The 24444-nt window shown below is 44.0% G+C and carries 28 protein-coding genes; 17 read left to right on the top strand and 11 right to left on the bottom strand.

Going from position 1 to position 24444, the window contains the following annotated elements; genetic code table 11:
* The first annotated feature begins 2 nt into the window (after positions 1-2).
* Both FEM55_RS21585 and FEM55_RS21580 read left to right on the top strand, forming a co-directional pair.
* Positions 3-440 (top strand): rhodanese-like domain-containing protein, encoded by a 438-nt coding sequence (locus FEM55_RS21585; protein ID WP_082217983.1) that lies wholly within the window; start codon positions 3-5, stop codon positions 438-440.
* Between the two features lie 11 nt (positions 441-451).
* Positions 452-967, top strand: a complete 516-nt coding sequence (locus FEM55_RS21580) for a TlpA family protein disulfide reductase (protein ID WP_082218003.1) — start codon at positions 452-454, stop codon at positions 965-967.
* Positions 968-1323: 356 nt separating this feature from the next.
* Here the strand turns inward: FEM55_RS21580 and FEM55_RS25520 are convergent, their stop codons facing one another.
* Both FEM55_RS25520 and FEM55_RS21570 read right to left on the bottom strand, forming a co-directional pair.
* Positions 1324-1668 (bottom strand): four-helix bundle copper-binding protein, encoded by a 345-nt coding sequence (locus FEM55_RS25520; RefSeq protein ID WP_082217982.1) that lies wholly within the window; start codon positions 1666-1668, stop codon positions 1324-1326.
* A gap of 353 nt (positions 1669-2021) precedes the next feature.
* Positions 2022-2723, bottom strand: coding sequence for a low molecular weight phosphatase family protein (locus FEM55_RS21570; protein WP_138283454.1), 702 nt, complete (start codon positions 2721-2723; stop codon positions 2022-2024).
* 108 nt (positions 2724-2831) lie between these two features.
* Here FEM55_RS21570 and FEM55_RS21565 point away from each other — a divergent pair, with 108 nt between their 5' ends.
* From FEM55_RS21565 to FEM55_RS21535, 7 genes are all read left to right on the top strand, one after another.
* On the top strand, positions 2832-3164 hold the full coding sequence (locus FEM55_RS21565; RefSeq protein WP_082217981.1) for an ArsR/SmtB family transcription factor: 333 nt from the start codon (positions 2832-2834) through the stop codon (positions 3162-3164).
* 56 nt (positions 3165-3220) lie between these two features.
* Complete coding sequence (locus FEM55_RS21560) at positions 3221-3793, top strand: DUF6428 family protein (RefSeq protein WP_229208591.1); 573 nt, start codon at positions 3221-3223, stop codon at positions 3791-3793.
* Positions 3794-3808: 15 nt separating this feature from the next.
* Positions 3809-4258: an arsenic resistance N-acetyltransferase ArsN2 gene (gene arsN2 / locus FEM55_RS21555; protein WP_082217980.1), complete on the top strand. Its 450-nt coding sequence runs from the start codon at positions 3809-3811 to the stop codon at positions 4256-4258.
* A complete protein-coding gene (gene arsB, locus FEM55_RS21550) occupies positions 4255-5292 on the top strand; it encodes an ACR3 family arsenite efflux transporter (protein WP_082217979.1) in 1038 nt (345 codons plus the stop codon). Before arsN2 ends, arsB begins: the two co-directional genes overlap by 4 nt.
* An 11-nt stretch (positions 5293-5303) precedes the next feature.
* On the top strand, positions 5304-6080 hold the full coding sequence (locus tag FEM55_RS21545) for a metallophosphoesterase family protein (RefSeq protein ID WP_082217978.1): 777 nt from the start codon (positions 5304-5306) through the stop codon (positions 6078-6080).
* Entirely contained in the window at positions 6077-6826 is a 750-nt protein-coding gene (locus tag FEM55_RS21540) for a metallophosphoesterase family protein (RefSeq protein ID WP_082217977.1), read from the top strand. Before FEM55_RS21545 ends, FEM55_RS21540 begins: the two co-directional genes overlap by 4 nt.
* 358 nt (positions 6827-7184) lie before the next feature.
* A complete protein-coding gene (locus tag FEM55_RS21535; protein WP_082217975.1) occupies positions 7185-8318 on the top strand; it encodes an MFS transporter in 1134 nt (377 codons plus the stop codon).
* Position 8319: 1 nt separating this feature from the next.
* Here FEM55_RS21535 and FEM55_RS21530 read toward each other — a convergent pair whose 3' ends face one another.
* From FEM55_RS21530 to FEM55_RS21515, 4 genes are all read right to left on the bottom strand, one after another.
* The gene (locus tag FEM55_RS21530; RefSeq protein WP_229208589.1) at positions 8320-8997 is read right to left on the bottom strand and encodes a TIGR04282 family arsenosugar biosynthesis glycosyltransferase; all 678 of its coding nucleotides are present in this window, start codon (positions 8995-8997) and stop codon (positions 8320-8322) included.
* Positions 8948-9994, bottom strand: a complete 1047-nt coding sequence (arsS, locus tag FEM55_RS21525; protein WP_082217973.1) for an arsenosugar biosynthesis radical SAM (seleno)protein ArsS — start codon at positions 9992-9994, stop codon at positions 8948-8950. Before arsS ends, FEM55_RS21530 begins: the two co-directional genes overlap by 50 nt.
* 38 nt (positions 9995-10032) lie before the next feature.
* Positions 10033-10365 carry an arsenosugar biosynthesis-associated peroxidase-like protein gene (locus FEM55_RS21520; RefSeq protein WP_082217972.1) on the bottom strand — a complete coding sequence of 111 codons (333 nt, stop codon included), beginning with the start codon at positions 10363-10365 and terminating at the stop codon, positions 10033-10035.
* Between the two features lie 68 nt (positions 10366-10433).
* A complete protein-coding gene (locus FEM55_RS21515) occupies positions 10434-11126 on the bottom strand; it encodes a TIGR04283 family arsenosugar biosynthesis glycosyltransferase (protein WP_082217971.1) in 693 nt (230 codons plus the stop codon).
* 154 nt (positions 11127-11280) lie between these two features.
* On the opposite strand from FEM55_RS21515, the gene FEM55_RS21510 reads away from it, so the two are divergent.
* On the top strand, positions 11281-12054 hold the full coding sequence (locus tag FEM55_RS21510; protein WP_166444593.1) for a DUF547 domain-containing protein: 774 nt from the start codon (positions 11281-11283) through the stop codon (positions 12052-12054).
* Between the two features lie 20 nt (positions 12055-12074).
* Positions 12075-13079, top strand: a complete 1005-nt coding sequence (locus FEM55_RS21505) for a phosphotransferase (RefSeq protein ID WP_082217969.1) — start codon at positions 12075-12077, stop codon at positions 13077-13079.
* Positions 13080-13463: 384 nt separating this feature from the next.
* Here FEM55_RS21505 and FEM55_RS21500 read toward each other — a convergent pair whose 3' ends face one another.
* Together FEM55_RS21500 and FEM55_RS21495 are read right to left on the bottom strand one after the other, a co-directional pair.
* Entirely contained in the window at positions 13464-14453 is a 990-nt protein-coding gene (locus FEM55_RS21500) for a DUF1259 domain-containing protein (RefSeq protein ID WP_082217968.1), read from the bottom strand.
* 97 nt (positions 14454-14550) lie between these two features.
* Positions 14551-14733 (bottom strand): helix-turn-helix domain-containing protein, encoded by a 183-nt coding sequence (locus FEM55_RS21495; RefSeq protein ID WP_229208588.1) that lies wholly within the window; start codon positions 14731-14733, stop codon positions 14551-14553.
* A 376-nt stretch (positions 14734-15109) separates the two neighbouring features.
* Between FEM55_RS21495 and FEM55_RS21490 the strand changes: the two genes are divergently transcribed.
* From FEM55_RS21490 to FEM55_RS21465, 6 genes are all read left to right on the top strand, one after another.
* On the top strand, positions 15110-15697 hold the full coding sequence (locus tag FEM55_RS21490; RefSeq protein ID WP_082217967.1) for a chemotaxis protein CheB: 588 nt from the start codon (positions 15110-15112) through the stop codon (positions 15695-15697).
* A 573-nt stretch (positions 15698-16270) separates the two neighbouring features.
* Entirely contained in the window at positions 16271-17248 is a 978-nt protein-coding gene (locus FEM55_RS21485; RefSeq protein ID WP_082218000.1) for a YeiH family protein, read from the top strand.
* 35 nt (positions 17249-17283) lie between these two features.
* A complete protein-coding gene (locus tag FEM55_RS21480) occupies positions 17284-18222 on the top strand; it encodes a LysR substrate-binding domain-containing protein (RefSeq protein ID WP_229213953.1) in 939 nt (312 codons plus the stop codon).
* Between the two features lie 192 nt (positions 18223-18414).
* Positions 18415-19428 (top strand): c-type cytochrome, encoded by a 1014-nt coding sequence (locus tag FEM55_RS21475; RefSeq protein ID WP_374756488.1) that lies wholly within the window; start codon positions 18415-18417, stop codon positions 19426-19428.
* A gap of 36 nt (positions 19429-19464) precedes the next feature.
* Complete coding sequence (locus tag FEM55_RS21470; RefSeq protein ID WP_082217965.1) at positions 19465-19926, top strand: DsrE family protein; 462 nt, start codon at positions 19465-19467, stop codon at positions 19924-19926.
* A 26-nt stretch (positions 19927-19952) separates the two neighbouring features.
* The gene (locus tag FEM55_RS21465) at positions 19953-20876 is read left to right on the top strand and encodes a molybdate ABC transporter substrate-binding protein (RefSeq protein ID WP_082217998.1); all 924 of its coding nucleotides are present in this window, start codon (positions 19953-19955) and stop codon (positions 20874-20876) included.
* A 300-nt stretch (positions 20877-21176) separates the two neighbouring features.
* Here the strand turns inward: FEM55_RS21465 and FEM55_RS21460 are convergent, their stop codons facing one another.
* The 3 genes from FEM55_RS21460 to FEM55_RS21450 all read right to left on the bottom strand — a co-directional run bounded on the left by FEM55_RS21460 (position 21177) and on the right by FEM55_RS21450 (position 24444).
* Entirely contained in the window at positions 21177-21941 is a 765-nt protein-coding gene (locus tag FEM55_RS21460) for a LytR/AlgR family response regulator transcription factor (protein ID WP_082217964.1), read from the bottom strand.
* Positions 21910-22944 (bottom strand): sensor histidine kinase, encoded by a 1035-nt coding sequence (locus FEM55_RS21455; RefSeq protein ID WP_229209372.1) that lies wholly within the window; start codon positions 22942-22944, stop codon positions 21910-21912. Before FEM55_RS21455 ends, FEM55_RS21460 begins: the two co-directional genes overlap by 32 nt.
* A 102-nt stretch (positions 22945-23046) precedes the next feature.
* On the bottom strand, positions 23047-24444 hold the full coding sequence (locus FEM55_RS21450) for a YncE family protein (protein ID WP_229208587.1): 1398 nt from the start codon (positions 24442-24444) through the stop codon (positions 23047-23049).

Below are 24444 nucleotides of genomic sequence, written 5' to 3'. Positions count from 1 at the left end.
ACATGAAAAAGATCACACAAATTATTACAGTATTATCTCTGTTAGTATCATTTACATTCGTGCAGGGACAAACTAAGCAGGAGCCCTGGTCTTCTTCTCAGCTTATGCCACCAAAGCAATTGGCAGACCGGATCCAGCAAGCAAAAACTCTTATGCCCCTTATCGTTAATATCGGCCCGCAGGCAGTTATCAAAGGTTCTGTGGATATCGGCCCGGCAGACGAAAAGGCCAACCTTAAAAAGCTGGAAACATTACTTTCGAAAGAGGATAAAAACCGTGAAGTGGTCCTGTACTGTGGTTGCTGTCCCTTTGATCGTTGTCCTAATATCAGGCCTGCCTTTTCCCAGATTAAGAAAATGGGATTTAAAAACGCTAAACTTCTGGATATACCCAAGAATATTAAAACAGATTGGATAGATAAAGATTACCCAGTTCAATAATGATTTCTAAAATGAAACAATTACCCCTCATAGTTTTTTTAACGGTTCTTTTGTATGGTATTGGCGGAAATTTATCCGCTCAGCAACCACTTAAAATCGGAAGCCAGGCTCCCGAAATAACGCTGCCTTCGATAACTGGCGAACAAAAGTCGCTTTCATCCATGAAAGGCAATCTTGTGTTGATCGACTTTTGGGCATCCTGGTGCGCGCCCTGCATTCAGGAGCAGCCAGAGCTTAAACGATTATATGCAAAGTATCACCGCCCTGGATCACAAAGCAAAAATTTTGAAATTTTTGCAGTTTCCCTTGACAGTAAAAGAGACGCTTGGCAGCGGGCGATCACGAAACTCGGTCTTCCCTGGACCCAGGTCAGCGATTTGAAATTCTGGGCATCGCCTGTTGCAAAGACTTATCAATTAGAGGGGATTCCTTTCAATGCGATCATTGACGAAAAAGGCTCGATTATTGCACTAAATCTGCATGGAAAAGAGCTAGACCAGTTTTTAAGTGATAAGGTAGGCAAGTAATTTTAGTACTAAACAAACTGATTATCCAAACCAGTTACCTGATTAAGCAAGGTTTGCGGTCGTCCAGGATTCTTGAATCTGCTCTCAGGGAAGGGTTCGCAGGAGAAAGCACTAGGTTCCCCCGAAAGCCGTCTTTTTCTTTAACATACTGACGTGGCTCCCTTTGGTTTACACTTTGCCTATAAGTGCTCGGCCCTAGAGATAACGCGCGTTTAAAGGAGGCCGATAGCCAACACGAACTTAGCCGATCAATTAGATACCGCCAAGCAGGCCAGCGTTAAAGGCCCTGCATCGCTAAATTCATTATAGAAATAGGAAGCAAACATAAAGTTTGGCTTCCTATTTTGTTCAGATTCTCATACTGGCGTGGCCATCTGCTCACAAGCCTTTGCACATGCTCGGCAGGCTTCCGCGCACCGGCGGCAATGATCCATCCCCATATGCGCATGCTGCTCGCATTCCTGTGCACAAGCATTACAAGCATTTGCGCAAACACGGCACAAATCTGCGCTGAATTCGCTTCCCAGGCTCATTACTTCTACGGCGCTACGGCAGATGGCAGCGCATTCAAGATCAAGCTGGATACATCTGACTAACTTTTCTGGATTAGCTTCTTTTAAACATTCAGTTGCACAATAGCTGCATGCCACTGCACAAGCCGCACAAGCGTCGATGCAGTCTTTAAATTGTTGATTTGCCATATTTCATAGTTTAAATAAACATTATTGAAATTGGCGTTTCGATACAAAAACGGTTCCAGTGTCCCAGCTATTTGAGAACTTAATTGTCTTATTTTTTTGCGAGCTGCTAGCTGGCTTTTGTAACCGCTATTGGCTGACTAGTTAGTCGGTCGTTTACTGTTTATTTGAAAAGTTACTTTATTATGTAGGGATGTCTCTGTAAAAATATCAGAAAAAGTATCTCTCATGAGCGTAAGATCGCTGACCTGGAATTCATCAAGAAGTCAATGATTAGCGGTGTAGACAAATGCCTGGAAAAATGGTCGCCCGGATACTGCCGAATGTAACTGTCCAATGCTTGTTAGCGCGATAACCTAGATTTTCACTTTTGAAAAAACATACAAGTTTTCTATGGCGATCTGTTTGCAGCGTTCGTCGTATTTGGCCGTCTCCTGCGCGCTGCCATCAAAGGCTTTTGGGTCATCATAAGGAACGGCAACCCTGGCAGCTGCGCCTTTTACAACAGGGCACGCTTCATCAGCCTGCGAGCAGGTCATGATAGCGCAAAAATTGCTTTGAGGGTTGCTAGCGTCATCATATTTTTTTGAAAAAGCTTTCATAGGTTCAGCTCCGTCCCCGTAGCTTACATGATAAACCGGGTTTTTGCCCTCTGATGTTTTCGTTACCGCAAAACCAGCCCGCTCGCAGGCAGCGACCGCCCGCTCATTGAATGCGCTGGCCTCAGTACCGCCAGAGTATGTTTTCACATTAGGGATATCGTAATTTGCAGCAGCAGTTGCGCCCCAAATTTGGCCGAAATGGCTGCGGCGCGAATTGTGCGTGCAGATGTAAGTGAGCTGCACGGGCTGGCCGGCTTTAACCTGCTTTTGGATAAATGCGGCTATTTTGTCGAGCTCTTCTCTTCTCTCGCCTGGAATTTTTAAAATGTCGTCTTTAATCGTGTTGATGTAGGAAGACAGCTTCGGGTTTAGTGCTTTTTTGTTGTCTGATTTGCTAGCTGGCATGATTGCGGCAGTGGTAAAAAAGGTTATTAGTAAAAGATGGATCAGGCTCATATTTATCAGGTAAGTTGTAGTCAATCGTAAAGATACGATAGAATTTATCAGACAAAAAAATATTCATCGTAATATTGCAATTGATAGAATGCTATCTATATTTGCAGCATGGGAGTAACTAAAACCGAAATATTCACAGAGCAGCAGAACCGTATCGCCGATCTGGCAAAGGCGTTTTCGCACCCGGCCAGGGTTGCGATCTTGCAACTGCTAATTTCCAGAAAAGCATGTGTTTGCGGTGATTTAGTGGATGAGCTCGAACTTGCCCAGGCAACTGTTTCACAGCATTTAAAAGAGCTCAAAAGGATCGGCATTATCCACGGTGAAATCAATCCACCAAGGGTATGTTATTGCATAAACCCGGTCGTGTGGTCAGAAGCGCAAAAAACTTTCGGTACGTTGCTTGATACATTTGCCCTTAGTGAATCCTGCTGCAACTAGGCAGGGCATTTTTTTGAAAATATCAATCGTAATAATACATTTAACCAATAAAAACCATGAGCCAATTAAATCCGGAGACCCGCGGTCCGATGAGCTGGGGTGATTTCAAAAATACCCTTAAACAAAACCCTGATCTGCACCTGCAATTCCAATATGAGGAAGGCAAATTTGTAGACAGCTCTTACCACATTACCGAGATCAAACAAGCACCGATTGTTTCAGTTGATTGCGGCGGGGTAATGAACAGCTGGACAGAAGTGATCGTGCAGCTATGGGAACCCTCAGAGAAAGAAGTAGACCGTTCAATGAAAGTTGACAAAGCGCTGAAAATTGTTGACCTGGTTGAAAAATCCCTTCCCCTGAACCCTAATGCAACCGTTAAAATTGAGTTCGGCAATTCCAGGTTTGATACACGCCAGATGTACCCCGGAGAATTTGCCTCCGATGGTGAAACATTCACTGTTAACCTGGTTCCGGACTTCACCCAATGCAAGGCACTTACCCGAAACCAAAGCTGCGGCACGTCGCCCGCCGAAGCTTCATGCTGCGCGCCTGCCCCTGTTAAACAGGAATTAGAACTGGTCACCTCCGATGGTGAGAGCTGCAAGCCAGGCTCTGGGTGCTGCTAATCAAAACAACCAGCTATGAAACTTCAAATTGATAAAGCAGGGCCAGCAGACAAAGAACTCGTAATCAGCCTGCTGAAAGATGCAGGCCTTCTTACCGAAGACTTGCCTGCTGGCTTGCCGGATTTTCTTTTAGCCAGACAGGAAGGAGCACTTGTTGGTGTTGCTGGAATAGAGCTTTATAGAGAAGTTGGATTGTTACGCTCAGTTGCAGTTCGCCCTGATCATCAGGGTAAGGGCATTGCCCGAAAATTGGTCGAGCAGCTGCTGGCAAATGCTGACACGAAAGAACTTGAAGCTATATATTTGATCACAACCACAGCTGACCATTATTTTGACCGCTATGGTTTTGCGGTCGTAAACCGTGAGCAAGTGCCGGAAGCAATTCAGCAAACCAAGCAGTTTAGTGGCCTTTGCCCAACATCTGCTGTCGTGATGAAAAGAGATTTAAAGCATACAACCACATGAATAACCCGCGTCTTTCCTTCCTAGACCGCTACCTGACTTTATGGATTTTTCTGGCCATGCTGATCGGTGTGTCAATTGGCTATTTCTTGCCAGGCACACCTGATTTTATCAACCAGTTTAATTCTGGGTCAGGCGTGAACGTTCCACTAGCCATTGGCCTTGTGCTAATGATGTACCCGCCACTGGCCAAGGTGCGTTATGCAGAGCTGCCAAAGGTGTTTAACAACACCAAGATCCTGGGGCTTTCGCTGCTTCAAAACTGGATCATTGGCCCGCTGCTGATGTTTGGCCTGGCCGTTATCTTCCTTCCCGATAAGCCTGAGTACATGACTGGCCTGATCATGATCGGCATTGCCCGCTGCATTGCCATGGTCATTGTCTGGAATGACCTGGCTAATGGTGACCGCCTGTATGCGGCAGGACTGGTTGCTTTCAACAGCATTTTTCAAGTCTTGTTTTATTCGGTGTATGCCTATGTTTTCGTAACGGTATTACCGCCGCTTTTCGGCTTGAAGGGCTTTGAGGTTAACATTACTATTGGGCAAGTTGCCCAAAGCGTTTTCATTTATCTGGGCATCCCGTTCTTGGCAGGCATTATTTCACGGATCGTATTAACGAAGCTGTATAGTAAGCAGTGGTATGAGAAGAAATTTCTTCCCGCCATCAGCCCAATCACATTAATTGCCTTGCTCTTTACGATTGTGGTCATGTTTAGTTTGAAGGGCCAGCTGATTGTCAGTATTCCCTTTGACGTGCTGCGCATTGCGCTGCCGCTTACAATCTATTTTGCAATCATGTTTTTCTCTGCTTTCTACCTGTCCAAACGCGCAGGCGCAGATTATGCCAAATCAACATCGCTGGCCTTCACTGCCGCAGGTAACAACTTTGAGCTCGGGATAGCGGTAGCCATCGCAGTATTCGGGATTGATTCGGGGGCTGCATTCGCTGCTGTCATTGGCCCACTAATAGAAGTGCCGGTATTGATCCTGATGGTCAATTTTGCACTCAAACAGCAGCACAAGTTTTCCAATTAACTACATATTAAATGAGAATTGCCCTTTTTTCTGACATTCACGCCAACCTTCCGGCATTGGAGGCGTTTTTTAAAGATGTTGATTCAAGAGACACTGATGCTATTTATTGCCTGGGTGATCTGGTTGGTTACAACATCTGGCCAAACGAAGTAATCGATCAGATCAGGAAACGTGGTATCCCTACCATTGCCGGAAATTACGACTTCGGGATCGGACGAAGCAGCGACGATTGTGGCTGCGCTTATAAAACGGACGATGAAAAAGAAAACGGCAAAGTATCGATTGCTTACACAAACGAAATTGTCAAGGACGAGCAGCGGGCTTATCTAAGAACCTTGCCGGCACACATCCGTCTGGATTTCCAGTTGAATGATAAACCACTTTCGGTTCTTCTGGTGCATGGCAGCCCTCGCAGGATCAACGAATACTTGTTTGAGGACCGTGACGAAAAAAGCATGCTGCGGATCATGGAACAGGCCAGCGCAGATGTGATGCTTTTCGGGCATACCCACAAACCTTATCATAGGATCTTGGGCTCAGTCGAGCCAGACGGCACAGATCATTTCCGGCACGCGATCAATATTGGTTCTGTCGGTAAGCCAAAAGATGGTGACCCAAGGGGTGGTTATGTGATCCTGCATATTAGTACCGATGCACTGGCATCAAGTAAGGATAGCATTACGGTAGAGTTTATACGCTTTCAATATGATATTGAAAAGGCAGCCAAGGCCGTAGAAGGCAGCATCCTTCCCGACGCATATGCAGAATCATTACGTCTGGGGAAATGAAAATAGCACTACTATCTGATATCCATGCAAACCTTCCCGCTTTCAAGGCAGTGCTAGCGGATCTGGAAACCAGGAAGCCAGACGCAGTTTATTGCCTGGGCGATCTTGTGGGCTATAATGTATGGCCTAACCAAGTAATTGGTTTGGTGCGCAAACATGGCATTGCAACCATTGCAGGAAACCACGACCTGAAAGTTGCAAAGATACTGCCTTCCCAAGGCGATTGCAGCAAAGAAGAAAACAGCGAATATGCTTATAAACTGGTTGGAAACAAAGAAAGGGATTACCTGTTAACACTTCCCAGGCATTTGCGAATAGAGTTTCAGCTTAATGATCAGCAGCTGAACATACTGCTTGTACATGGTAGCCCTAGAAGCATCAACGAATATCTGTTGCAGGAACTGCCTGAGCAGTGCATGCTTGAAATAGTCAAAGAATTTAAAGCGGATATCCTTTGCTTCGGACATTCGCACAAGCCTTATCACCGTGTCATTGATTCAGGTGAAAATGGCAGTGAGCATTTTCATCACCTTATTAACACTGGTTCCGTCGGAAAACCCAAAGATGGTGATGCGCGCGCTTGTTATGTACTTATCACGATTAATCAGACAGCCAGTAGTACAGATCAAGATGCTGTTAAGGTTGAATTTGTAAGGGTTAAGTACGATGTAGAAAAGGCAGCGCAGGCCGTAGAGCTGAGCCTACTTCCTAATGCTTTTGCAGATAATTTAAGAAAAGCATATTAACCTTTATTCAGATGAAAGGTTTGATGGTTTTGTTTCTTCTCTTTTTTACCACAGTGGCAACTTGCTATTCTTTAACAAGATGAGAAAAGACGTATGACCTAGGCAATCAATTATCCTGCCTTCTTGACTATCCTGCTGTTCTTGGTGAAAATGGCGGTATAGTTGTAATACAGTTTTCTGTTGGCGAAGATAGCGCTATAGGGAAAGTGAAAGTATTTACCCGCGATGATAAGCTTAATTACGATCTGATCCGGCAGCTGACTGGAAAGAGGATATTTTTGCCTGATCATCATCCAGCCGCAAGATACATAGTCAGATTAAGGTTTGTAAGAGCTAAATAAACCGAATTAAGGGAGGGATGAGAAAGAATATTGCCGAAATGAAATTGCCCATGTATGCGTCTTTCAGCTTGAGCTTCGCTTTGATGGGTGATGCATTTCTATATTCTTTTCTGCCAGTAAATGCTTCCAGCATCCACGTTCCAATCATTTGGATAGGAACCATCCTGTCAATTAATCGCTTCACACGGATTCTGCTTAACCCACTTATCTTGCGCGTTTTCAGTCTTGTGGGATTTCGTATACCTATAATCGTCGCGGCAACTGTATCCGTATTAGCCACAGCTGGCTATGGTGCAGGTTTTGGCATTGTAACTTTGGTGCTGCTCAGGATCTTGTGGGGTATATCGTATTCTGTCCTTCGCGTTGGGGCAATTACTTATGCCATGGATTATCCAAAGAAAGGCCTGGCACTGGGAATGAGCCAAAGCATTATCGAATCAGGCCCACTACTAGCGTTGTTGGTTGGCCCACTGCTTTTTGAAGTAATCAGTCCTAGCTCGATCTTTTTAGTAATTGCGCTCCTTTCGACGCCAGGAATTTGCCTCGCTTTTAAACTAAAAGAAAGGGACAGCTTGCGAGCTCGCCCATTTAACTTCAAATTATCATTTCCATCAGTCTTTAACCGGTTAGCGTTTCTAGCGGCTTTTGCAGTGGAAGGTATGCTTGTGGTTTTAATTGGAGCCCTGTTGATGGATGCGCATCCCTATTGGTCGGCAGTTGAAATTACTGCCGCTGCTGCCGGGTTTCTTATTTTCAGACGGATCTGCTCGCTTTTGATTTCGCCTTTTGCGGGTTGGTCCGCTGACCGGTTTGGGCTTGCTAACATTTACTCAGGGTCAATACTTTTGATCTGCATGGGTTTGCTGCTGGCAACAAGCGGCTGGGTAATGCCGGGATTGATCCTCGTATTTACGTTTTATAATGTCAATGCATCCCTGGCAGCGGGCGCAGCATCCGCTGGGAAAGACGATGTGACGCGCGCTGTCTCAATTAATGCCACTTTCCGGGATGCGGGTTCCGCATTTGGTGCATTGGCGGGCGGCTTTTTATTGGCCAATAACGATGTGAGCCTGATCTTTACTGCTCTCACTTTGCTTTTAATAGTTCATACCTGGGTTTATCACAAACGAACCAAGACATTACTTGTATAGATCATGATTCTCTGGACTGATTAACTTTTAACCATTCATTCCATGAATTCAGATCATTTTCATCATCTATGTCTGAAAGTTCTTCGAGGAGCGTATAACTAAGCCCATGCATGGCGCATTTTTGAAGCGTTAATTCCAGCACACTTGAAGTACTCCATGGTACATCTTCGAAAAGAAAGCTATGGAAACCAGTCATTCCAAGAAGATAATAACCTCCGTCGTTTGCTGGCCCTATCACAACTTGATGCATATCAAGTGCATCAAAAGCCTGCTCGATAATAGATGTATCCAGGCCAGGACAGTCAGTTCCTATAATAAGTACTTTCTCAGCAGACGACTCGAAGACTTCTTTGAAAGCATTTGACATTCTCTCTCCCAGATCGCCGCCTTGTTGTTGGCGAAGCAGAAAATCTTGTCCAATTACAGGAAGGTCACTATGCAGGTTATCGGAAAAGTAAAGCAATTTCTCATAGTTAGCCGTATTCACCTGATTTAAGGTATGTTCCACAAGTTGGCTATAAATTTCTAAGGCCTTCTGGTCGCCAATGGTAGCTGCCAATCTGGTTTTAACCTTTCCAAGCGTTAAATTCTTCAAAAAAACAATTAAAGCGTTGTTCATAGGAAACGGGCTAAATCGTGTTACCGCCGCAGCTTGAACCAGCACCAGCTGTGCAGCCATAGCAATGCTGACCAGTCTTAATTTCACGATTATCGATCAGCTCCTGGTCATAGCGACTGATGTGGTTGTATGCAGCATCAAACTGCATATCGAGCATTTGATTAAAATCACAATCATATAGTGAGCCATCCCAACCGACCGAAACCATTGACCGGCACATGACACCGGTTGCAGCTACGGGATTAAAGGCGTTAACAAGTTTTTCCATGTAGCCATCATAATTACCCGAGCTGATCAGGTAATCCAGATACCGGCTGACAGGAATATTGGTTATTGCAAAAAGCTCATTAAATAAAATTCCAAATTCATCATGCAGGGCCTTTTTGAATTGGCGCTGCAAGCCCTGTTGTGGCGCAGGCATGAATGCCCCATTTGGGTTGTAAACCAAATTAAGGATAAGCCCGCTGCCTTCCACTCCATAGCCTCTCGCGTTTAGCATCCTTAATGCCTTCACAGAATCCTCGAAAACGCCTTTGCCTCTCTGCCGGTCTGTCTTGTCGGCGTTATAGAAGGGCAGCGAGCTGACTACTTCAACCTGATGCTGCTTAAAAAAGTCAGGCAAGTCGTGATATTTTGGGTTGGCTACGATAATAGTCAAATTGCAGCGGACAATAACATGTTTACCAATTGCAGTCAGTTCTGCAACAAACCAACGGAAATCAGGATTCATCTCAGGTGCCCCTCCCGTAAGATCGACGGTAGTAATTTCAGAATCCGCAAGTTTATCCAGGCACTGCTGCATGGTATGCCTGGTCATAATCTCTTTCCGGTCGGGACCCGCATCCACATGGCAATGTTTGCAAATCTGATTGCACATTTTACCAACATTAATCTGCATGGTGGTGGTGCGGGCCGGTTTTAAAGGATACAGGGATGCAGCCTCCATTTTTTGTTCAAAAAGAGGAAGCTGCAGCTTATCAAACACCTGGTCATGCAAGGTCTTGATCTGCGACGCAGAATCCGAGAGCAAATGCCCGCTTGCCTTGAGTGATTTCATTGCTTTACTTGGGTTACTGGTGAAACGCCGACAATCGCTTACATGGAAAGATCTTTTGCTTTGTTCATCATCTGAACGCCGTGCACCAAAGTCGCTCCCCCTCTAATGGCGGCGGCCACATGCACGGCTTCCATCATTTCTGCTTCCGAACACCCTTTTTCCAAGGTATCTGTCGTGTAGGCATCAATGCAGTAAGGACACTGGACAGTATGGGAAACAGCGAGTGCAATCAGCGATTTCTCCCTGGCAGTAAGTGCACCTTCGGCAAATACAGAGCCATAATAAGAGAAAAATTTATCAGCCAGTTCTTTCTGGAATTCACCAATTGAACCAAATTTTTTTAGGTCTTCGGGATTATAATAGGTATTCATCTTTGGCAGATTAAGGTTGGCATTTATATACGATGATCAGAATAGCAAAGATTAAGCGGGCGCTTGTCTCACCGGTAATCCAGCAGGGATTTATATTTTAAGGCAATGCTAGCCGGTTCTCTTTTTAAATAAAACATGGTAAAAGCAGTTAAGTTAGCAATTTGGACCCGCAGCCAGCTATTGTTCTGGTACTTTCGGGCAGAGACGGTTACCTCTTTTGGGATGATCTTGAACCGGGCTATTTTCCAGATCCGGATGATGATATCATAGTCCTCCATAATGGTATAATATTCATCAAACCCATTTAGCTGGTCAAACAGCTTTCTGGTTATAAAAAGGGTTTGATCACCACCGCGGCACATCAGCCTGTTAAAACGTGTAAAATAACTGTTGATTTTAAGGATTGCCCGGTTTGAATCAAAGCGGAACCGGTAACAGCCCGCTTCAAACCCGTCTGACGCAGCCCGCTCAATGTCTTGAAAATAATCCTGATTTATGCCAACATCGGCGTGAACAAAGTATAGCACATCTCCATTTGCAAAACCAGAAGCATAATTCATTTGTGCTGCCCTGCCTGGCTTGGGAGATTTGAGCACGCTTGCACCGGCTTGGAGCGCTATTTCCAAGGTAGCATCTTTGCTTCCACCATCCGATACAATGACTTCAATCGGCTGATCACCTGCATATCTGAACAAATCCTGTAACAGGCGTGCAATGTTAGCTGCTTCATTGTAGGTTGGAATGATTATACTGAGCTTCATAGGTATCGGAACGATTTCAGTGAGCAATCTAAATAATTTCACTACGCGTATGTACGGGGACAAGAAGTAAACAGTTTTATTGCCAGGGTAACTTCTAAAAAATGATGTTGAATTGATTTCCTGCGTGATATATTGATGGTTAATGGTAAAAAAAATGAAGTGGATATTAGTAATAACAGGCCTTGTTTTAGTTATATGGGCAGTTGGTTTACTACCCGTTGCCGGCCAATCTAACAAAGAACCTGACCGAAAACTGATTGCACTATCAGGAAAACTGCTCTTGCAGGTGAAGATGGATGAGCCAGTAGATAGTATTCACAAGGCTTTGGAAGCCATCAAAACCGATTGCCTGATTTCCGGATTGGCTGACGATGATGCCCGTAAAACATTCTGGATCAACATCTACAATGCTTACTTTCAGATCCTTGCTACAAAGGAAAAGAAAACCAGGCCAGCCATTTTTGAGGAAAAACTGATAACGATCGGAGGGGTAAAACTGAGCCTTGACCAGATCGAACATGGTATCCTCAGACGTTACCGGGCGAAATTGAGTTTGGGCTATCTGCCTCAGTTTTTTCCTGGTAAGATCATTAAACAATTAGCTGTTTCTAAAATTGATTATCGTATTCATTTTGCCCTTAACTGTGGTGCAACCAGTTGTCCACCAATCGCATTTTATGACTATGATAAGATCGACAAACAGCTCGGCATTGCTGCATCATCGTTTTTAAAGACGGATACACAGATCAATCCGCAGAAAAAAACAGTAATGGTTAGCCGGATATTGCAGTGGTTCAAAGCAGATTTTGGTGGAAATCAGGGTATTAAAATAATTTTGGAAAAATACCTGGGCGAAGACTTTTCAGAATATTCGTTGAAATTCAAAGAGTATGACTGGACGCAAAAAATGAAAAACTTTGACTCATAATTTATCCTAAAAAGCCTTACATGTTTATTCTAAGTGCAAACGACATTGCTACGCTCGAGACTTACCTGCAAAGCCAGGGCTGGTTAACAAATAGGGAACGGATAAGTCAGGTTTCAGTGCCGGGGGAGGGAAATATGAACTATGTGCTCCGGATAACCACCCAGGACAGATCCTTCATTGTCAAGCAATCCAGGGGATATGTCGAAAAGTACCCGCATGTGAGTGCTCCCGCCGACAGGGTATTGATGGAAGGTGCTTTTTATCAAACGACAAACGTTGACCCGTTGATCGCAGACTTCACCCCGGATCTGATTGGCCTTGATCCGGTGAACAATATCATGGCCTTGGAAGACTTGGGCGCGGCCAGCGATTTTATATATCTATACAATTCGTCCAGGGCTCTTGAAATCTCCCAAGTTTCGCAATTAACGGATTTTTTAAGCACGCTTCATACGCGTTTTTCCTGCGTATCGCCCGCCGATTCGCTCAAAAACAATGCTATGAGGGCGCTGAACCATCAACACATATTCGAATACCCGTTTATGAAAGAGAACGGGTTTGATCTTGATACAGTCCAGCCAGGATTGCAAGCTGTCGCTACTGTCTACAAGAATGATAATGAGCTAAAAACTCAGGCTGCACATTTGGGACAAACCTATCTTTCTGATGGAAAATCTCTTTTACATGGGGACTTTTATCCGGGTAGCTGGCTTGATACAACGCAGGGAATAAAAATTATCGACCCCGAGTTCTGCTTTTATGGCCCTGCCGAGTTTGATCTGGGCGTCATGATTGCGCACCTGCACCTAGCAGGCCAACGTAAAATAATAGTTGATTTTACGCTGGATAGATACAACTTGATCAATCAAATTGATTACTTCACCTTAAATCAGTTTGTTGGCATTGAAATTATCCGGCGGCTAATTGGATTGGCACAATTACCCATGCAGAGAACATTACAGCAAAAGCAGGAGCTGCTAAGATTTGCAAGGACTTTAATTCTACCACATACAAGCGCAGATTAGGCCATCTCAATTTCATCGTCGGTTGTCGGGAATACTACATGTAAGGGTGTGAGCGCAGTAATATAACTCCAAGCTGATTCCGTCCATACAGGCGGAAAGCCTTTATGTTTGCTGCTCTGACAATGAGCGCGAGCTTTAATTGCAAGGTCATCAATCTGGTGTTTAGCCATGATGTAATCAAAGCTGCACTCATCGCATGGCCATAATGGGAAATACCCTGTACCTTCAATATCTTATGGGATCGCCCTTAGCCGCGGGCCCTTTCAGAAACCTGGTCTTTGGGCACATAATGGGAAAAAGCCTTGGCTGTCCACAAAGTTTTGATCAGCTACGAGCAGGCGATCTGACCGATTTGGGCGTTTTTGGGTAATTGAGTTCATTTTTCTAGTGCGTTGAATGCGCCGCTTTAACAGGTTTTCCAAGAACATCCAAGGCCGATCGAAACCCTTTTGCAAGCGTAGTGGCTGGACCACGGCCATAATAATGCAGGAAAATGATCCTTGGGTTCTCACCAAACATATGGTTATGCAATGCAACTACTTCCAGGTTGTTGGCCCGAAGTGCTTTAATGACTGTATTGACTTCGTCTTCCAGCATGGCAATGTCACCCGCTATATGGGCGCTGTCTTTATTTCCTGCAAAGCTTGCCCAGGAGTTCAGGCCTATGGCAGCTGTCATTTCTGCGCCCATAGCCATCACCGTCAGATCGTCGCGGCCAACAGTATATTTATAGGTTGGGCCGTTCACTACGCCGGTATACTTAACAACCGCGTCAAGGGCGGTTATATCAAAGAGTTCTTTCCCGGTGGTGGTTGGTGGCGCAGAAGGCGCAGGCTGGTTGGCCGGGGAGATTTTGGCATCTTTAATAGTTGCAGCGAATTTCTTGGCCAGCTCTTGCGGCGTGCCCATGCCATGAAGGTGCATATAGAAAATCCGTGGCTGTTCGTAGAAGAAGTGGTTGTGGATCGCTCCAATTTCCAGCCCATTTGCATGTGCGGCTGATATTAATAGGTTTACTTCTTCTTCTAAAAGCACTGTATCGCTCATCAGTACAGCCGATTTGCCGTCCAGGGTCTTTTTGATGGAAGCCCAGCCGCCAAATCCAAATGGAATCGGGACAGCTTCGCCTTTCACAGTTACCTTCAAATCGTTACGTGGCAACGGGGTAGTATGCACAGCTTGCCCTTCATTGTAGGTGCCCTTTTTGCCCATCGCGGCTTCAATGGCGGCAACTTCTTCTGGCGTCAAGGCAGGCGTCTTTGCCACGCTATTGGTTTTTGCCATCAACGGCCTTAGCCCCAGAAGCTGGGCAGACCCGAGCACTCCGCTGGCGCGTAGCCAGTTCCTGCGAGAAAAAAATGTGTCTGTGTTCATATGTATCATTTGGTGGTTGCTTCTAGCGGTGCAATACTAACTTAAAGTGCAGCTAAATGATAGTATGAAAATGACGGATTTGTACCGGGATTACTTTTTAGGCCAATTTTTTCTGAAATCGGAAGGGCTTTCGCATGCGCGCATTGAATATTCTGTTAAAACGGCTCTGATCTGAAAAGCCCGTCAGATAGGCAATCTCTGATAAGGTATGGTCAAAGCTGGCAAGCAGGTCTACTGCTTTTTCGATGCGCAACTTCCGGATATATTCACCAAAGGACAAGTGCTGAAATACTTCAAAAACTCGCCGGAGACATACGAGGGATGTATTTGTAGGCCTTCCGAAATTTCTTTCAGGCTTAAACTTATTGCTAAGTCGTCTGACTAACTCAGCATAAAGGAGAAATATTAAACATTGATTAGTTAGATAGCAATTTGAAATTTTAATACCGCGACCGGGCTGATTGTTACTTTCACAGTAATTTCAATTGTTTCATTAGGGGTATGTAGCTCTGGAGCAAAATGGGGTATGTGTTCTGTCCTTGTCATAATTTCTTACATAAGATTCGAATTCTATAAAGGTACTAGTACTACCTGAGCAGGTTTCAGTCCAATTTTAAATGGTTAGCTTGCATAAAGAGTGCTAAACGCTTTATATCATGGGGGGCCGCAAGGAATTGTTTATAGTAGCCATTGGCTTTTCAGCGGGGGGAAGGGAAGATATTCATGATTTCTTTTCGCATCTGCCTAAAGCCCCGAATGCTGCTTTCATAGTATTACAACACCTAAACCGTGACCACCCGAGTGTAGCGGACGTTTTGCTAATGCCAAATACCAACTTGCCCATTAGTTGGGCAGCAGATCAGGACCTTGTCGAAGCGAATCATATTTATTTGCTAGCTCCCAACAAATTCATGACGATATCTAAGGGGCATTTGCAAACGACTAACCGGGACCCAGATGATCGCAGTAATTGGGCGGTGGACATTTTCTTCAACTCCCTGGCTGATGACTCTGCCGATAAAGCAGTCGGCATTATCCTTTCTGGCTTGGGCTCTGACGGTGCCAAAGGGGCTGTCCGCATCCATGAGCATGGGGGCATTGTATTAGTTCAAGACCCGTCAACTGCATTGTTTGATAGCATGCCTGTGTCTGCCATTATAAAAGATAGCCCTGATGAGATACTCTCGCCTCGCAAACTAGCTAACGCGTTAACAACTTATTTGCAGACCCGTCACCTCGTGTAACAAATTCTTAATAATCGCCAACGAGCGCAAATGACAAAGGCCATATATCCTTGGCGATTTGAGGCTCCATTTTTCAGCAAGATTCACCGCAAGGAATTCCTACTATTTCGTGATGCGGCGGGTACCAAGGATCGTGATATTTCAATTTAATCACTGACATATAAACGATATCTATATGTCATACCTCGAATTTAATCGGTGGTATAAACGAACTTTGGTAAAAATGCAACATTATTCACTTCTGAGATACCATAAGCTCTTTTGGTACATATAATGGTTTGCCGTACACGTTAAATCGTATTTTATAAATATTGACCCGTCCTAAAAAGCGTTGACCATTCAACCGACGTTTTGGTTGAAAAAGACAACTGGACAGGGTTATGCAATGAGTTGACCTGCCCGAAACTTGAAAGTGGGGTAAAGAGCATCTGGCACCTTTGATAATAAACCTGACTGGTACAATGTTGGGAAAGATAATTTATGTATGATAACATTTAGTTATAACACATGCCTTTTTGTGATGAAAATATGAATCCTAAATCCAGGACCTTTGAGTATCAAAACAGAAAAGTCATGAATACTCAAAATCAGATTACAAAGCAAACGAGTGGATTACTTGTTAACCTAAGCGAAAACGGCAGAAAAATAATATTCATTGTTTGTGTTGTGCTTAGCATTACACAATTGGTAAGTCCGGCCATGGCCTTACTGATGGGCTTGGTTGTTGCTCAGCTAAGCGGCCACCCATACCTGCACTTAAACCATAAAGCAACGCACTGGCTTTTACAGGCTTCTGTTGTTGGCCTGGGTTTTGGCATGAATGTGCACAGTGCGATTAAAGCAGGCAGTGAGGGCATACTTTTCACATTAGGGTCAATCAGTATGACCTTGGGCTTCGGTTATCTGCTGGGAAAATGGCTGCGTATTGAAGAAAAAACGTCCTTTTTGATTTCGAGTGGAACGGCGATCTGCGGCGGAAGCGCGATTGCAGCAATTTCTCCCGTCATCCAGGCGAAAGAGAAACAGATATCTGTAGCTCTTGGCTGTGTTTTTATTCTCAATTCAGCTGCATTGATCATTTTTCCGCTAGTCGGACATTACTATAATTTGTCCCAGGCTGAGTTTGGCCTATGGTGTGCTTTGGCGATCCATGATACCAGTTCGGTAGTAGGGGCGGCCAGCAAATACGGCGAGCAGGCACTTGAAGTAGCCACCACAGTAAAGCTTGCCAGGGCACTGTGGATTATACCGGTTGCCTTTGCTTCCACCTTTATCTTTAAGAATGAATCTAAAAAGATTAATATTCCTTACTTTATAGGATTTTTCATACTTGCCATGGTGGTCAATACCAATGTCCCTCAGATCGCCCTGGTAAAGCCCTTGTTAACCGGTATCGCTAAGGCGGGGTTAACGCTTACTTTGTTTTTGATCGGTGCTGGCCTGTCACGAAAAGTGCTTACATCCATTGGGTACAAGCCGTTACTTCAGGGCCTTGCACTCTGGATCGTGATCTCGGCCGTTGCCTTGTATGCAGTTGTGCATTGGGCCTGATAAAGGACTTTATAAAAATAAAATATAATGAACGGATGGAAAATCCGGCTAAACTAACTTTAAAAAGAGCTATGCTATTCGATTTTCGTTTGCAGGTATTTCAAGCAGTTGCTACCAGGCTTAATTTTACAAGAGCAGCTTCTGAGTTGTTTATATCCCAGCCTGCTGTGACCAAACATATCCATGAGCTTGAAAGCCAGCTTAAGATAAAACTTTTTGAAAGAGACGGTTCAAAAATCACCCTGACCCAGGCCGGACAGCTGCTGCTGGTGCATACCAAGCAGATACTTGAAGCCTACCGGAACCTGGAATTTGATATCAATGCGCTGGCTGGACGGCATAGCGGTATACTCAGGCTAGGTGCCAGTACCACGCTTGCACAATATGTTTTACCTCCTATTTTAGCCGCATTCCATAATAAGTTACCGGATGTGCAGGTGACACTTACGGTTAATAATACCGAGCAGATCGAGCAGCTGCTTCAGAACAAAATAATTGACCTGGGCGTGATCGAGGGTTATTCTAAAAATACAGCCATCCGGTATTCAGAGTTTCTGAAAGATGAAATCGTGCTGGTTTCCAGTTTGAAAAATACATTTGTAAAATCAGGGTCTATTCTGCCGCAGCAGCTCAAAGAAATTCCGCTTCTTCTTCGGGAGCCGGGTTCGGGAACACTGGAAGTAATCGGACATGCACTAAAAGCGGCAGGCATGAGCCTGTCTGATTTAAAAAGCGAAATGCAGCTTGGAGGAAGCGAAAGTATAAAATTATACATGCTTCATTCTGATTGTATGGCATTGCTTTCGATCCATGCGGTATTAAAGGAGCTTCAAAACAAGGAGTGCTACATTGTCGATATTGAAGGGCTTAACATAGAAAGGTATTTTTATTTCACACAGCTTCATGGTCAGCAAGAAGCGCTTCCTGAACTGTTTATGAAATTTGCCTGCCGTAATGCCGGATTACCCAGGTGATGAAAGTATATGAATGGTACGCTCTTCTATAATGAAATGTTATGGCACATTACTTTTAATGATTTCTATTAGGGCTGTGTTCACCCTATCTTTGTATCATCAATCAGCAGAACGTCATCATACCCTTGAATCTGCCTGAACAATAATTTTCTAAACCTAATAAATATGAAGGATCCAATAACCTTTCTGAAGTTGCTGAAAAATACTCTGACTTGTCTTCTTGGATTGGCAGGTCTGTTGCTGCTGATCACTGGAATTCTACTGCCTGGCCTGGCGCAAAGACCGGCTAAAATTCCATCAGCCAGTGCTGCTAGTGCCCCAAAGAAAACGGAATCAGTGCGGCCGCAAAATCAACTCTGGCAGCCGCCGAAGACAGATTCTATTCCCAAAATCAGCGAGATAGAGCTGATCCGGTATGGAAAAGAGCTGATTGCACACACCGCTGACTACCTGGGGCCAAAAGGAACTGTGATGCAGATTAGTAATGGGATGAACTGCCAGAACTGCCATCTTGACGCAGGTACCAAAATCATGGGCAATAATTATGCGGCGGTATTCAGCACTTATCCCAAATTCAGGGCACGTTCGGGCACAGAAGAGACCATCATCAAACGCATTTCAGACTGCTTTGAAAGAAGTTTAAACGGAACGAAACCCGACAGCGCCAGCAAGGAAATGACAGCGATGATCGCTTACATGAAGTGGCTGGGGAAGGATACTCCCAAAGGTATCGTGCCGAAAGGAACGGGGCTAGAGAAGCTTGCCTACCTTGACCGAGCCGCAGATCCTAAAAATGGGCAGATTATTTACAAAGCCAAATGTGAAAGCTGTCATGGTGTTAACGGTGAAGGAATACCCAATCCGGAGAAAGGGTCTTACATCTATCCGCCGCTTTGGGGTAAAAACAGCTACAACGACGGGGCAGGACTTTACCGGCTTTCCTCCTTTGCAGGCTATGTGGTAAACAACATGCCTTTCGGTGCGAGTTATGAAAACAGGCTATTGACTGAGAAAGAAGCCTGGGATCTTGCCGCATTTGTCAATTCACAGCCACGCCCGCACAAAGACCAAAAAAATGATTGGGTGGACCTTACCAAAAAACCAATTGATTTTCCGTTTGCACCCTATGCTGACGAATTTACAGAGAAACAGCATAAGCTTGGTCCATTCAAGGCTATTGCAGATGCAAAAAAAGAAAGAAAATAATTTAAACAGTACCCTAATCTTTTAAAACCAAAACAGATGAAAACGTTGAAAACAATGATGTATGTAGCAGCAATGCTTATTTCTGCAGGTGCGATTGCGCAGAAATCTCCCGTAAGTCCAGCAGATTTTCACGGAGCTATTGCAGATCAGAAATCCTATAAGGTGGTTTATCAGCTTAATAGTGATGACGAAAAAGTAATTAAAGCAACGATGAGAAACATTATGAATGCGCTGGATGACCCGCGTTTAAATGGAAAACTGGAAGTGGAACTTGTGGCGCATGGCGGGGGAGTGACCGTGTTTAAAAAGGACCAGCCCTATGAAACCCAGCTAAAAGCTTTGCAGCAGCGAGGGGTGATTCTGGCTGAATGCGAGAACACGATGCGAGAAAGAAAAATCAGCAAAGATGAGCTCTTTGACTTTATTTCTTATGTGCCCAGCGGAAACGGAGAAATCATTATCCGTCAGCAGCAAGGCTGGGCCATTGTACATCCATGATCATCATCAACCTATTAACAACAGATATGAAACATTTAGTAATCATCACCGCACTCATTTTGAGTTTAACAAGCCTAAGTCAGCTTCATGCCCAGCAGCAGGAACACCGTTTTGACCCACCCTGGAACAAACCCTGGAACGAAGGCCTTTCCTTTACCGTAGCGGGTGTTGACAATGTGCCTGATCTGTACGGAGATATCGTTGATCCGCAGCTGGTTGTGTTTTTTGCCGGAAACCAGTTTATGGTCATTGATGACCTTCTGGCCGGCTTTAAAAAAGCCTATCCTGATTACACCCGCATTTTTGCTGAGACACTTCCGCCCGGTATTTTGGCCAAGCAAATTAAAAGTGGATCAATAACAGTTGGCAACATGCGGATTTCGCATCAGCCTGATGTTTATACGGCGGGCAAATCCAAGATCTCCGAGATGCAGGATTTTTTTAGCCGCAGCGAAGTATATGCTAAAAACAATCTGGCAATCATGGTGCAAAAAGGTAATCCTAAAAATGTAAAAGGGCTCTGTGATCTTGGAAGGGCAGATGTGATGGTGAGCATGCCCAATCCTGAATGGGAGGGAATTGGAAAAAGGATAGAAGAAGCCTATGTGAAAGCCGGTGGCGAAATGCTACGAAAAAAGATCATGGAGCTAAAAGTAAAAGATAAAACAACGTATCTGACCCAGATCCATCATCGTCAGACGCCCATGCGCATCATGTACGGACAATCACAGGCCGGGCCCGTGTGGTATTCTGAGGCCTATTATCAGAAGATGATCGGCAATCCAATCGAGATGATCCCGGTTCCGGAAAAGGAAAATATCCAGGCAATCTATATGGCCGGGCAGCTCAAAACCGCGCCACATCCCAAAGCTGCCGAAGATTTTATGAACTTTCTGGTCAGCAGCGAAGCAAAAAAGATTTACCGCCAGTATGGCTTTACAGTGGATTAAGCCAATGGTCTATGAAAAGACTTTTTTAGCCAGAGGCTTCTGATAACAGCGACGGCAAATGCACAGCCCGGCACGTGCTATTTAACAATCCGGGAAGCCCGTTTTATGCTGTTAACAAATGTGCACAATAGGCTAGGGTTAAAATAACAATCGGACCTGAAGAAAAATGACAGAAAAGTGCAAGGGTACATGCAGGAATTTTTTGGAGGATCTGAATTTATGCTGGCATAGTTTGTCATAAACCATCAAAGGATATGTAACCAGGAGGTGGGGATGAGAGTAATTGTTTTATTTTACTTACTATCTGCTGTCCAGCCAGTTCAGGAATGAGCCAGTTTTATCTTTTCCGATTAGTAGTTTATCGGGAGTGTCAACGGATAAAGATACGACCAGTTTGCGGGTAAAATAATGCTCTACTTCTTTAACAGCCGTATAGTTTACCAGGTACTGACGGTTAATGCGGAAAAACTGATGTGGTGCCAATTGCTGGTAAATCTCATCCAAGGATTGGTTTACGGGAAATTCCTGGCCATCAAAAGTCGTTATCGTGGTGGTATCATGATGGGTGTAAAAGAACGCAATATTTTCTGTTTGTATGGTTAGATATTTGTTATTCTTAAATACCAGAAAGCCTTTTTTACCACGGACTTCAATTTTATTCAGCAGAACTTCCAGATCCGGCAAAGCATTGTCATGTGTTTGAAAAAAGTTTTTCAGGTGAACGACTTTATCCAGTGCTGCCGTTAAACTTTCCCTGGAAAACGGTTTAAGCACATAATCTACTCCGTTAGCTTTAAAAGCTTCCAGTGCATATTCATCAAAAGCGGTACAGAATATAACCGGCGAAACGACTTTAACCAGCTTAAATATGTCAAAACACAAGCCGTCCGCCAGCTGAATATCCATAAAGATCAGGTCAGGACTTTCATTTTCCCTGATGTATTTAACTGCTGCTTCAACACTTTGTATAGTAGCCAGGATTTTTGCAGTTGGATTGATAGACAAAATTAATTGCCCTAATGCCTTGGCTGTTTTAATCTCGTCTTCGATCAACAGGATTTTCATAAATAAGAGGTAAAATAACCTTAAAGGAAATTGTATTCTGTTCTATTCTGATTTCTTTCTGAGTAAGATGCTGGTAACGCTGATTGATATTTTCCAGTCCCATTCCTGTTGATGCTTCCGGATTTTTCTTTAACTGCAATTGATTTTCAACAATCAGCGTATCATCAGCGGTGTACAATTTAATATTTAAAGGATGTTCAAGAGAAATCACGTTGTGTTTTACACAGTTTTCTACCAGTAACTGCAATGTAAAAGGAGGAATGAAAGTAAAAGCTGCGGATGTCTCAATATTGATATTCAGGTTGATGCCTTCTTCAAACCTCGCTTCCAGTAAAAACATATAAGCCTGCAATATATTTAATTCTTCTGACAGCGGAATAATATCCTGTTGTCTGTTGTTCAGTGTAAAACGGTAAAAATCAGAAAGTTTAAGAACAAACTCCACGGAATGCGCATCGCCAATCTCAATCATCGATTTCAATGTATTCAGGCTGTTAAAAAGAAAATGTGGATTGACCTGCTGTTTCAGTAATTCATATTGTGCCCCGATATGGTCTGCTTTTACACGTTCCAGTTCTATACCGATCAGCTGTGTATGATAACTTTGATAAAGCAGGTATAAAAACATATAAATGGTCAGGTTGATGAGTATGCCGCGAAACTCATACATCATGATCATCGACTCAAATTTATAATGCGGAAACAATAGCTGATGGGCACTGACCAGCAGAAACATTAAACCAATGCCCAAAAGCAAACTGTAGAGCAGTCTGAGATTGAAAAACCGGCTGGTAAATTGTCGGTTTGAAAATTTAGGCAGACTGTATATATTAAAATACCATACAAAAAGGGAAAACAAAAAAGCAACGGATGCATCCACAGCCAGTTCGATAAGCGTAATATGCAGCTGAAGTATTTTCGGTATAGACGCCAGAACGCCCATAAATAAAGCACTGAACCATATCACTCTGGCAGAGACACGAAACACAGTGCTGTTACTCAACCGGACATTGTTTTTGGTAATCATAAAATAGTTGACAGTCGGCCAAAGATAACCTTAAAAAATCATAAGGGCTTATCAAACAGTCTGTTGTAAATCTACTTTTTAAAGTTGATCTGATAATACAACATTCCCGGTTTTAGTGTCGGTTAAAATCACATGACGGAAAGACTGACTATCAACACTGTTAATCGTTTTAACCAGCCCGGTAGACTGACCCATGTATTTGCCATTCGCATCGGTATCAAAAGTATTGATCTGATAATCAGAAGAAAACGGCGCTTTATCTGACCTTGATAAAGCCAGGGTATAAGAGGTGTTCGGTTGTAATGAAGTGAAAATCTGCTCCACCAGATCAGCCAGGCCAATGCTTCGCACAGCAATTCTGCCATGTGATTTTTGATTTGTGTTAACTGCATTTAATGCAATTACCTGTGTGGAAGCCGTATCATTCAGGGCAGAAAGACCGGATTTAGCGTTGATATTAGTTACCGCATTTTCAGCATAAACCAGTGCCTGCGGACTTTGTCCAATCTGGATCGTGCTGATTATTTTCATTGTTTGCAGGTCAACAGCCTGCACCTGGTCAGCGAATTCCAGGCCTACATACAGTAATTTTCCATCCGTCGAAGGCCACAGGCCATGAGGCAAAGCTCCGATATTAACCGTATCGGTTTGTTTAAAATCCTGAGCTGCATCAAATACCCGCAGTTTGTTTTCACCGCCAACTGTAACGAGCATCATCAGTTTATTTTTCACATAACTGAAAGAAACATGATTGGTTATCGCGCCGGTCGTAATCACTTTGGCAACAGACTGAGAAGCGGTATTGATAATGGTAACTTTCCCAGTATCCTTGTGCGTCATGGCTATCCATTCACCTTTGGGACTGGTAAATATATTGGGTGAAAAGGGGCTGGTAACCGGAATCTTTTTTACAATTGTATAAGTTGCTGCATCCACAATATCTACCTCCGGCGTAAAGCTGGAACATATATAGGCCAGTTTGCCATCCGGTGTAAAGGATACCATGCCCGGTCCGTCTGCAACGGGTACGCGCCTGATCTCTGCCATTTTTTCAACATCAATGACACTGATGTATGCTTCTCCTCTCACAGACACCCATATTTGTTTACTATCGGGCGTAAACGTCGGCTCGTGCGGGGAACGGCCAACATAAATGGTCTTCAATATCTGGTTTGTTTCCGTAGAGATCAGGGTAACAGCATTGGAGCCGATGGACACCACAGCCAGTATTTTTTTCTCCTGTGAGTATCGAAGGCCATGCACCAGCGCCTGGCCTTTGTATAAGGGACTCAATACGTTAGGGTAGGGTTTACCCAGTTTAATTTCTCCCAATAACTTATTCGTTGATGGGTCTACAACAGAAACGGTATTGGAAACCTGGTTACCTGTATAAACACGGTCATGAGCATACGGACTTTGGGCAGCGGTAATTAAACCAACAAGATTTAATATGACTGCAAGCGCTATTGTTTTCAT

Origin of the sequence: Dyadobacter sediminis (assembly GCF_005860765.1) — a bacterium.
GTDB classification, from domain to species: Bacteria; Bacteroidota; Bacteroidia; order Cytophagales; family Spirosomataceae; genus Dyadobacter; species Dyadobacter sediminis.
This window is presented reverse-complemented; position numbering and strand designations above follow the sequence as displayed.

What these genes read in the sequence shown, in the direction of transcription:
- FEM55_RS21585 (WP_082217983.1), top strand. Translation starts at nt 3, where the DNA reads ATGAAAAAGATCACACAAATTATTACAGTATTATCTCTGTTAGTATCA.
- FEM55_RS21580 (WP_082218003.1), top strand. Translation starts at nt 452, where the DNA reads ATGAAACAATTACCCCTCATAGTTTTTTTAACGGTTCTTTTGTATGGT.
- FEM55_RS25520 (WP_082217982.1), bottom strand. Translation starts at nt 1,668, where the DNA reads ATGGCAAATCAACAATTTAAAGACTGCATCGACGCTTGTGCGGCTTGT.
- FEM55_RS21570 (WP_138283454.1), bottom strand. Translation starts at nt 2,723, where the DNA reads ATGAGCCTGATCCATCTTTTACTAATAACCTTTTTTACCACTGCCGCA.
- FEM55_RS21565 (WP_082217981.1), top strand. Translation starts at nt 2,832, where the DNA reads ATGGGAGTAACTAAAACCGAAATATTCACAGAGCAGCAGAACCGTATC.
- FEM55_RS21560 (WP_229208591.1), top strand. Translation starts at nt 3,221, where the DNA reads ATGAGCCAATTAAATCCGGAGACCCGCGGTCCGATGAGCTGGGGTGAT.
- arsN2 (WP_082217980.1), top strand. Translation starts at nt 3,809, where the DNA reads ATGAAACTTCAAATTGATAAAGCAGGGCCAGCAGACAAAGAACTCGTA.
- arsB (WP_082217979.1), top strand. Translation starts at nt 4,255, where the DNA reads ATGAATAACCCGCGTCTTTCCTTCCTAGACCGCTACCTGACTTTATGG.
- FEM55_RS21545 (WP_082217978.1), top strand. Translation starts at nt 5,304, where the DNA reads ATGAGAATTGCCCTTTTTTCTGACATTCACGCCAACCTTCCGGCATTG.
- FEM55_RS21540 (WP_082217977.1), top strand. Translation starts at nt 6,077, where the DNA reads ATGAAAATAGCACTACTATCTGATATCCATGCAAACCTTCCCGCTTTC.
- FEM55_RS21535 (WP_082217975.1), top strand. Translation starts at nt 7,185, where the DNA reads ATGAGAAAGAATATTGCCGAAATGAAATTGCCCATGTATGCGTCTTTC.
- FEM55_RS21530 (WP_229208589.1), bottom strand. Translation starts at nt 8,997, where the DNA reads ATGGCTGCACAGCTGGTGCTGGTTCAAGCTGCGGCGGTAACACGATTT.
- arsS (WP_082217973.1), bottom strand. Translation starts at nt 9,994, where the DNA reads ATGAAATCACTCAAGGCAAGCGGGCATTTGCTCTCGGATTCTGCGTCG.
- FEM55_RS21520 (WP_082217972.1), bottom strand. Translation starts at nt 10,365, where the DNA reads ATGAATACCTATTATAATCCCGAAGACCTAAAAAAATTTGGTTCAATT.
- FEM55_RS21515 (WP_082217971.1), bottom strand. Translation starts at nt 11,126, where the DNA reads ATGAAGCTCAGTATAATCATTCCAACCTACAATGAAGCAGCTAACATT.
- FEM55_RS21510 (WP_166444593.1), top strand. Translation starts at nt 11,281, where the DNA reads ATGAAGTGGATATTAGTAATAACAGGCCTTGTTTTAGTTATATGGGCA.
- FEM55_RS21505 (WP_082217969.1), top strand. Translation starts at nt 12,075, where the DNA reads ATGTTTATTCTAAGTGCAAACGACATTGCTACGCTCGAGACTTACCTG.
- FEM55_RS21500 (WP_082217968.1), bottom strand. Translation starts at nt 14,453, where the DNA reads ATGAACACAGACACATTTTTTTCTCGCAGGAACTGGCTACGCGCCAGC.
- FEM55_RS21490 (WP_082217967.1), top strand. Translation starts at nt 15,110, where the DNA reads ATGGGGGGCCGCAAGGAATTGTTTATAGTAGCCATTGGCTTTTCAGCG.
- FEM55_RS21485 (WP_082218000.1), top strand. Translation starts at nt 16,271, where the DNA reads ATGAATACTCAAAATCAGATTACAAAGCAAACGAGTGGATTACTTGTT.
- FEM55_RS21480 (WP_229213953.1), top strand. Translation starts at nt 17,284, where the DNA reads ATGGAAAATCCGGCTAAACTAACTTTAAAAAGAGCTATGCTATTCGAT.
- FEM55_RS21470 (WP_082217965.1), top strand. Translation starts at nt 19,465, where the DNA reads ATGAAAACGTTGAAAACAATGATGTATGTAGCAGCAATGCTTATTTCT.
- FEM55_RS21465 (WP_082217998.1), top strand. Translation starts at nt 19,953, where the DNA reads ATGAAACATTTAGTAATCATCACCGCACTCATTTTGAGTTTAACAAGC.
- FEM55_RS21460 (WP_082217964.1), bottom strand. Translation starts at nt 21,941, where the DNA reads ATGAAAATCCTGTTGATCGAAGACGAGATTAAAACAGCCAAGGCATTA.
- FEM55_RS21450 (WP_229208587.1), bottom strand. Translation starts at nt 24,444, where the DNA reads ATGAAAACAATAGCGCTTGCAGTCATATTAAATCTTGTTGGTTTAATT.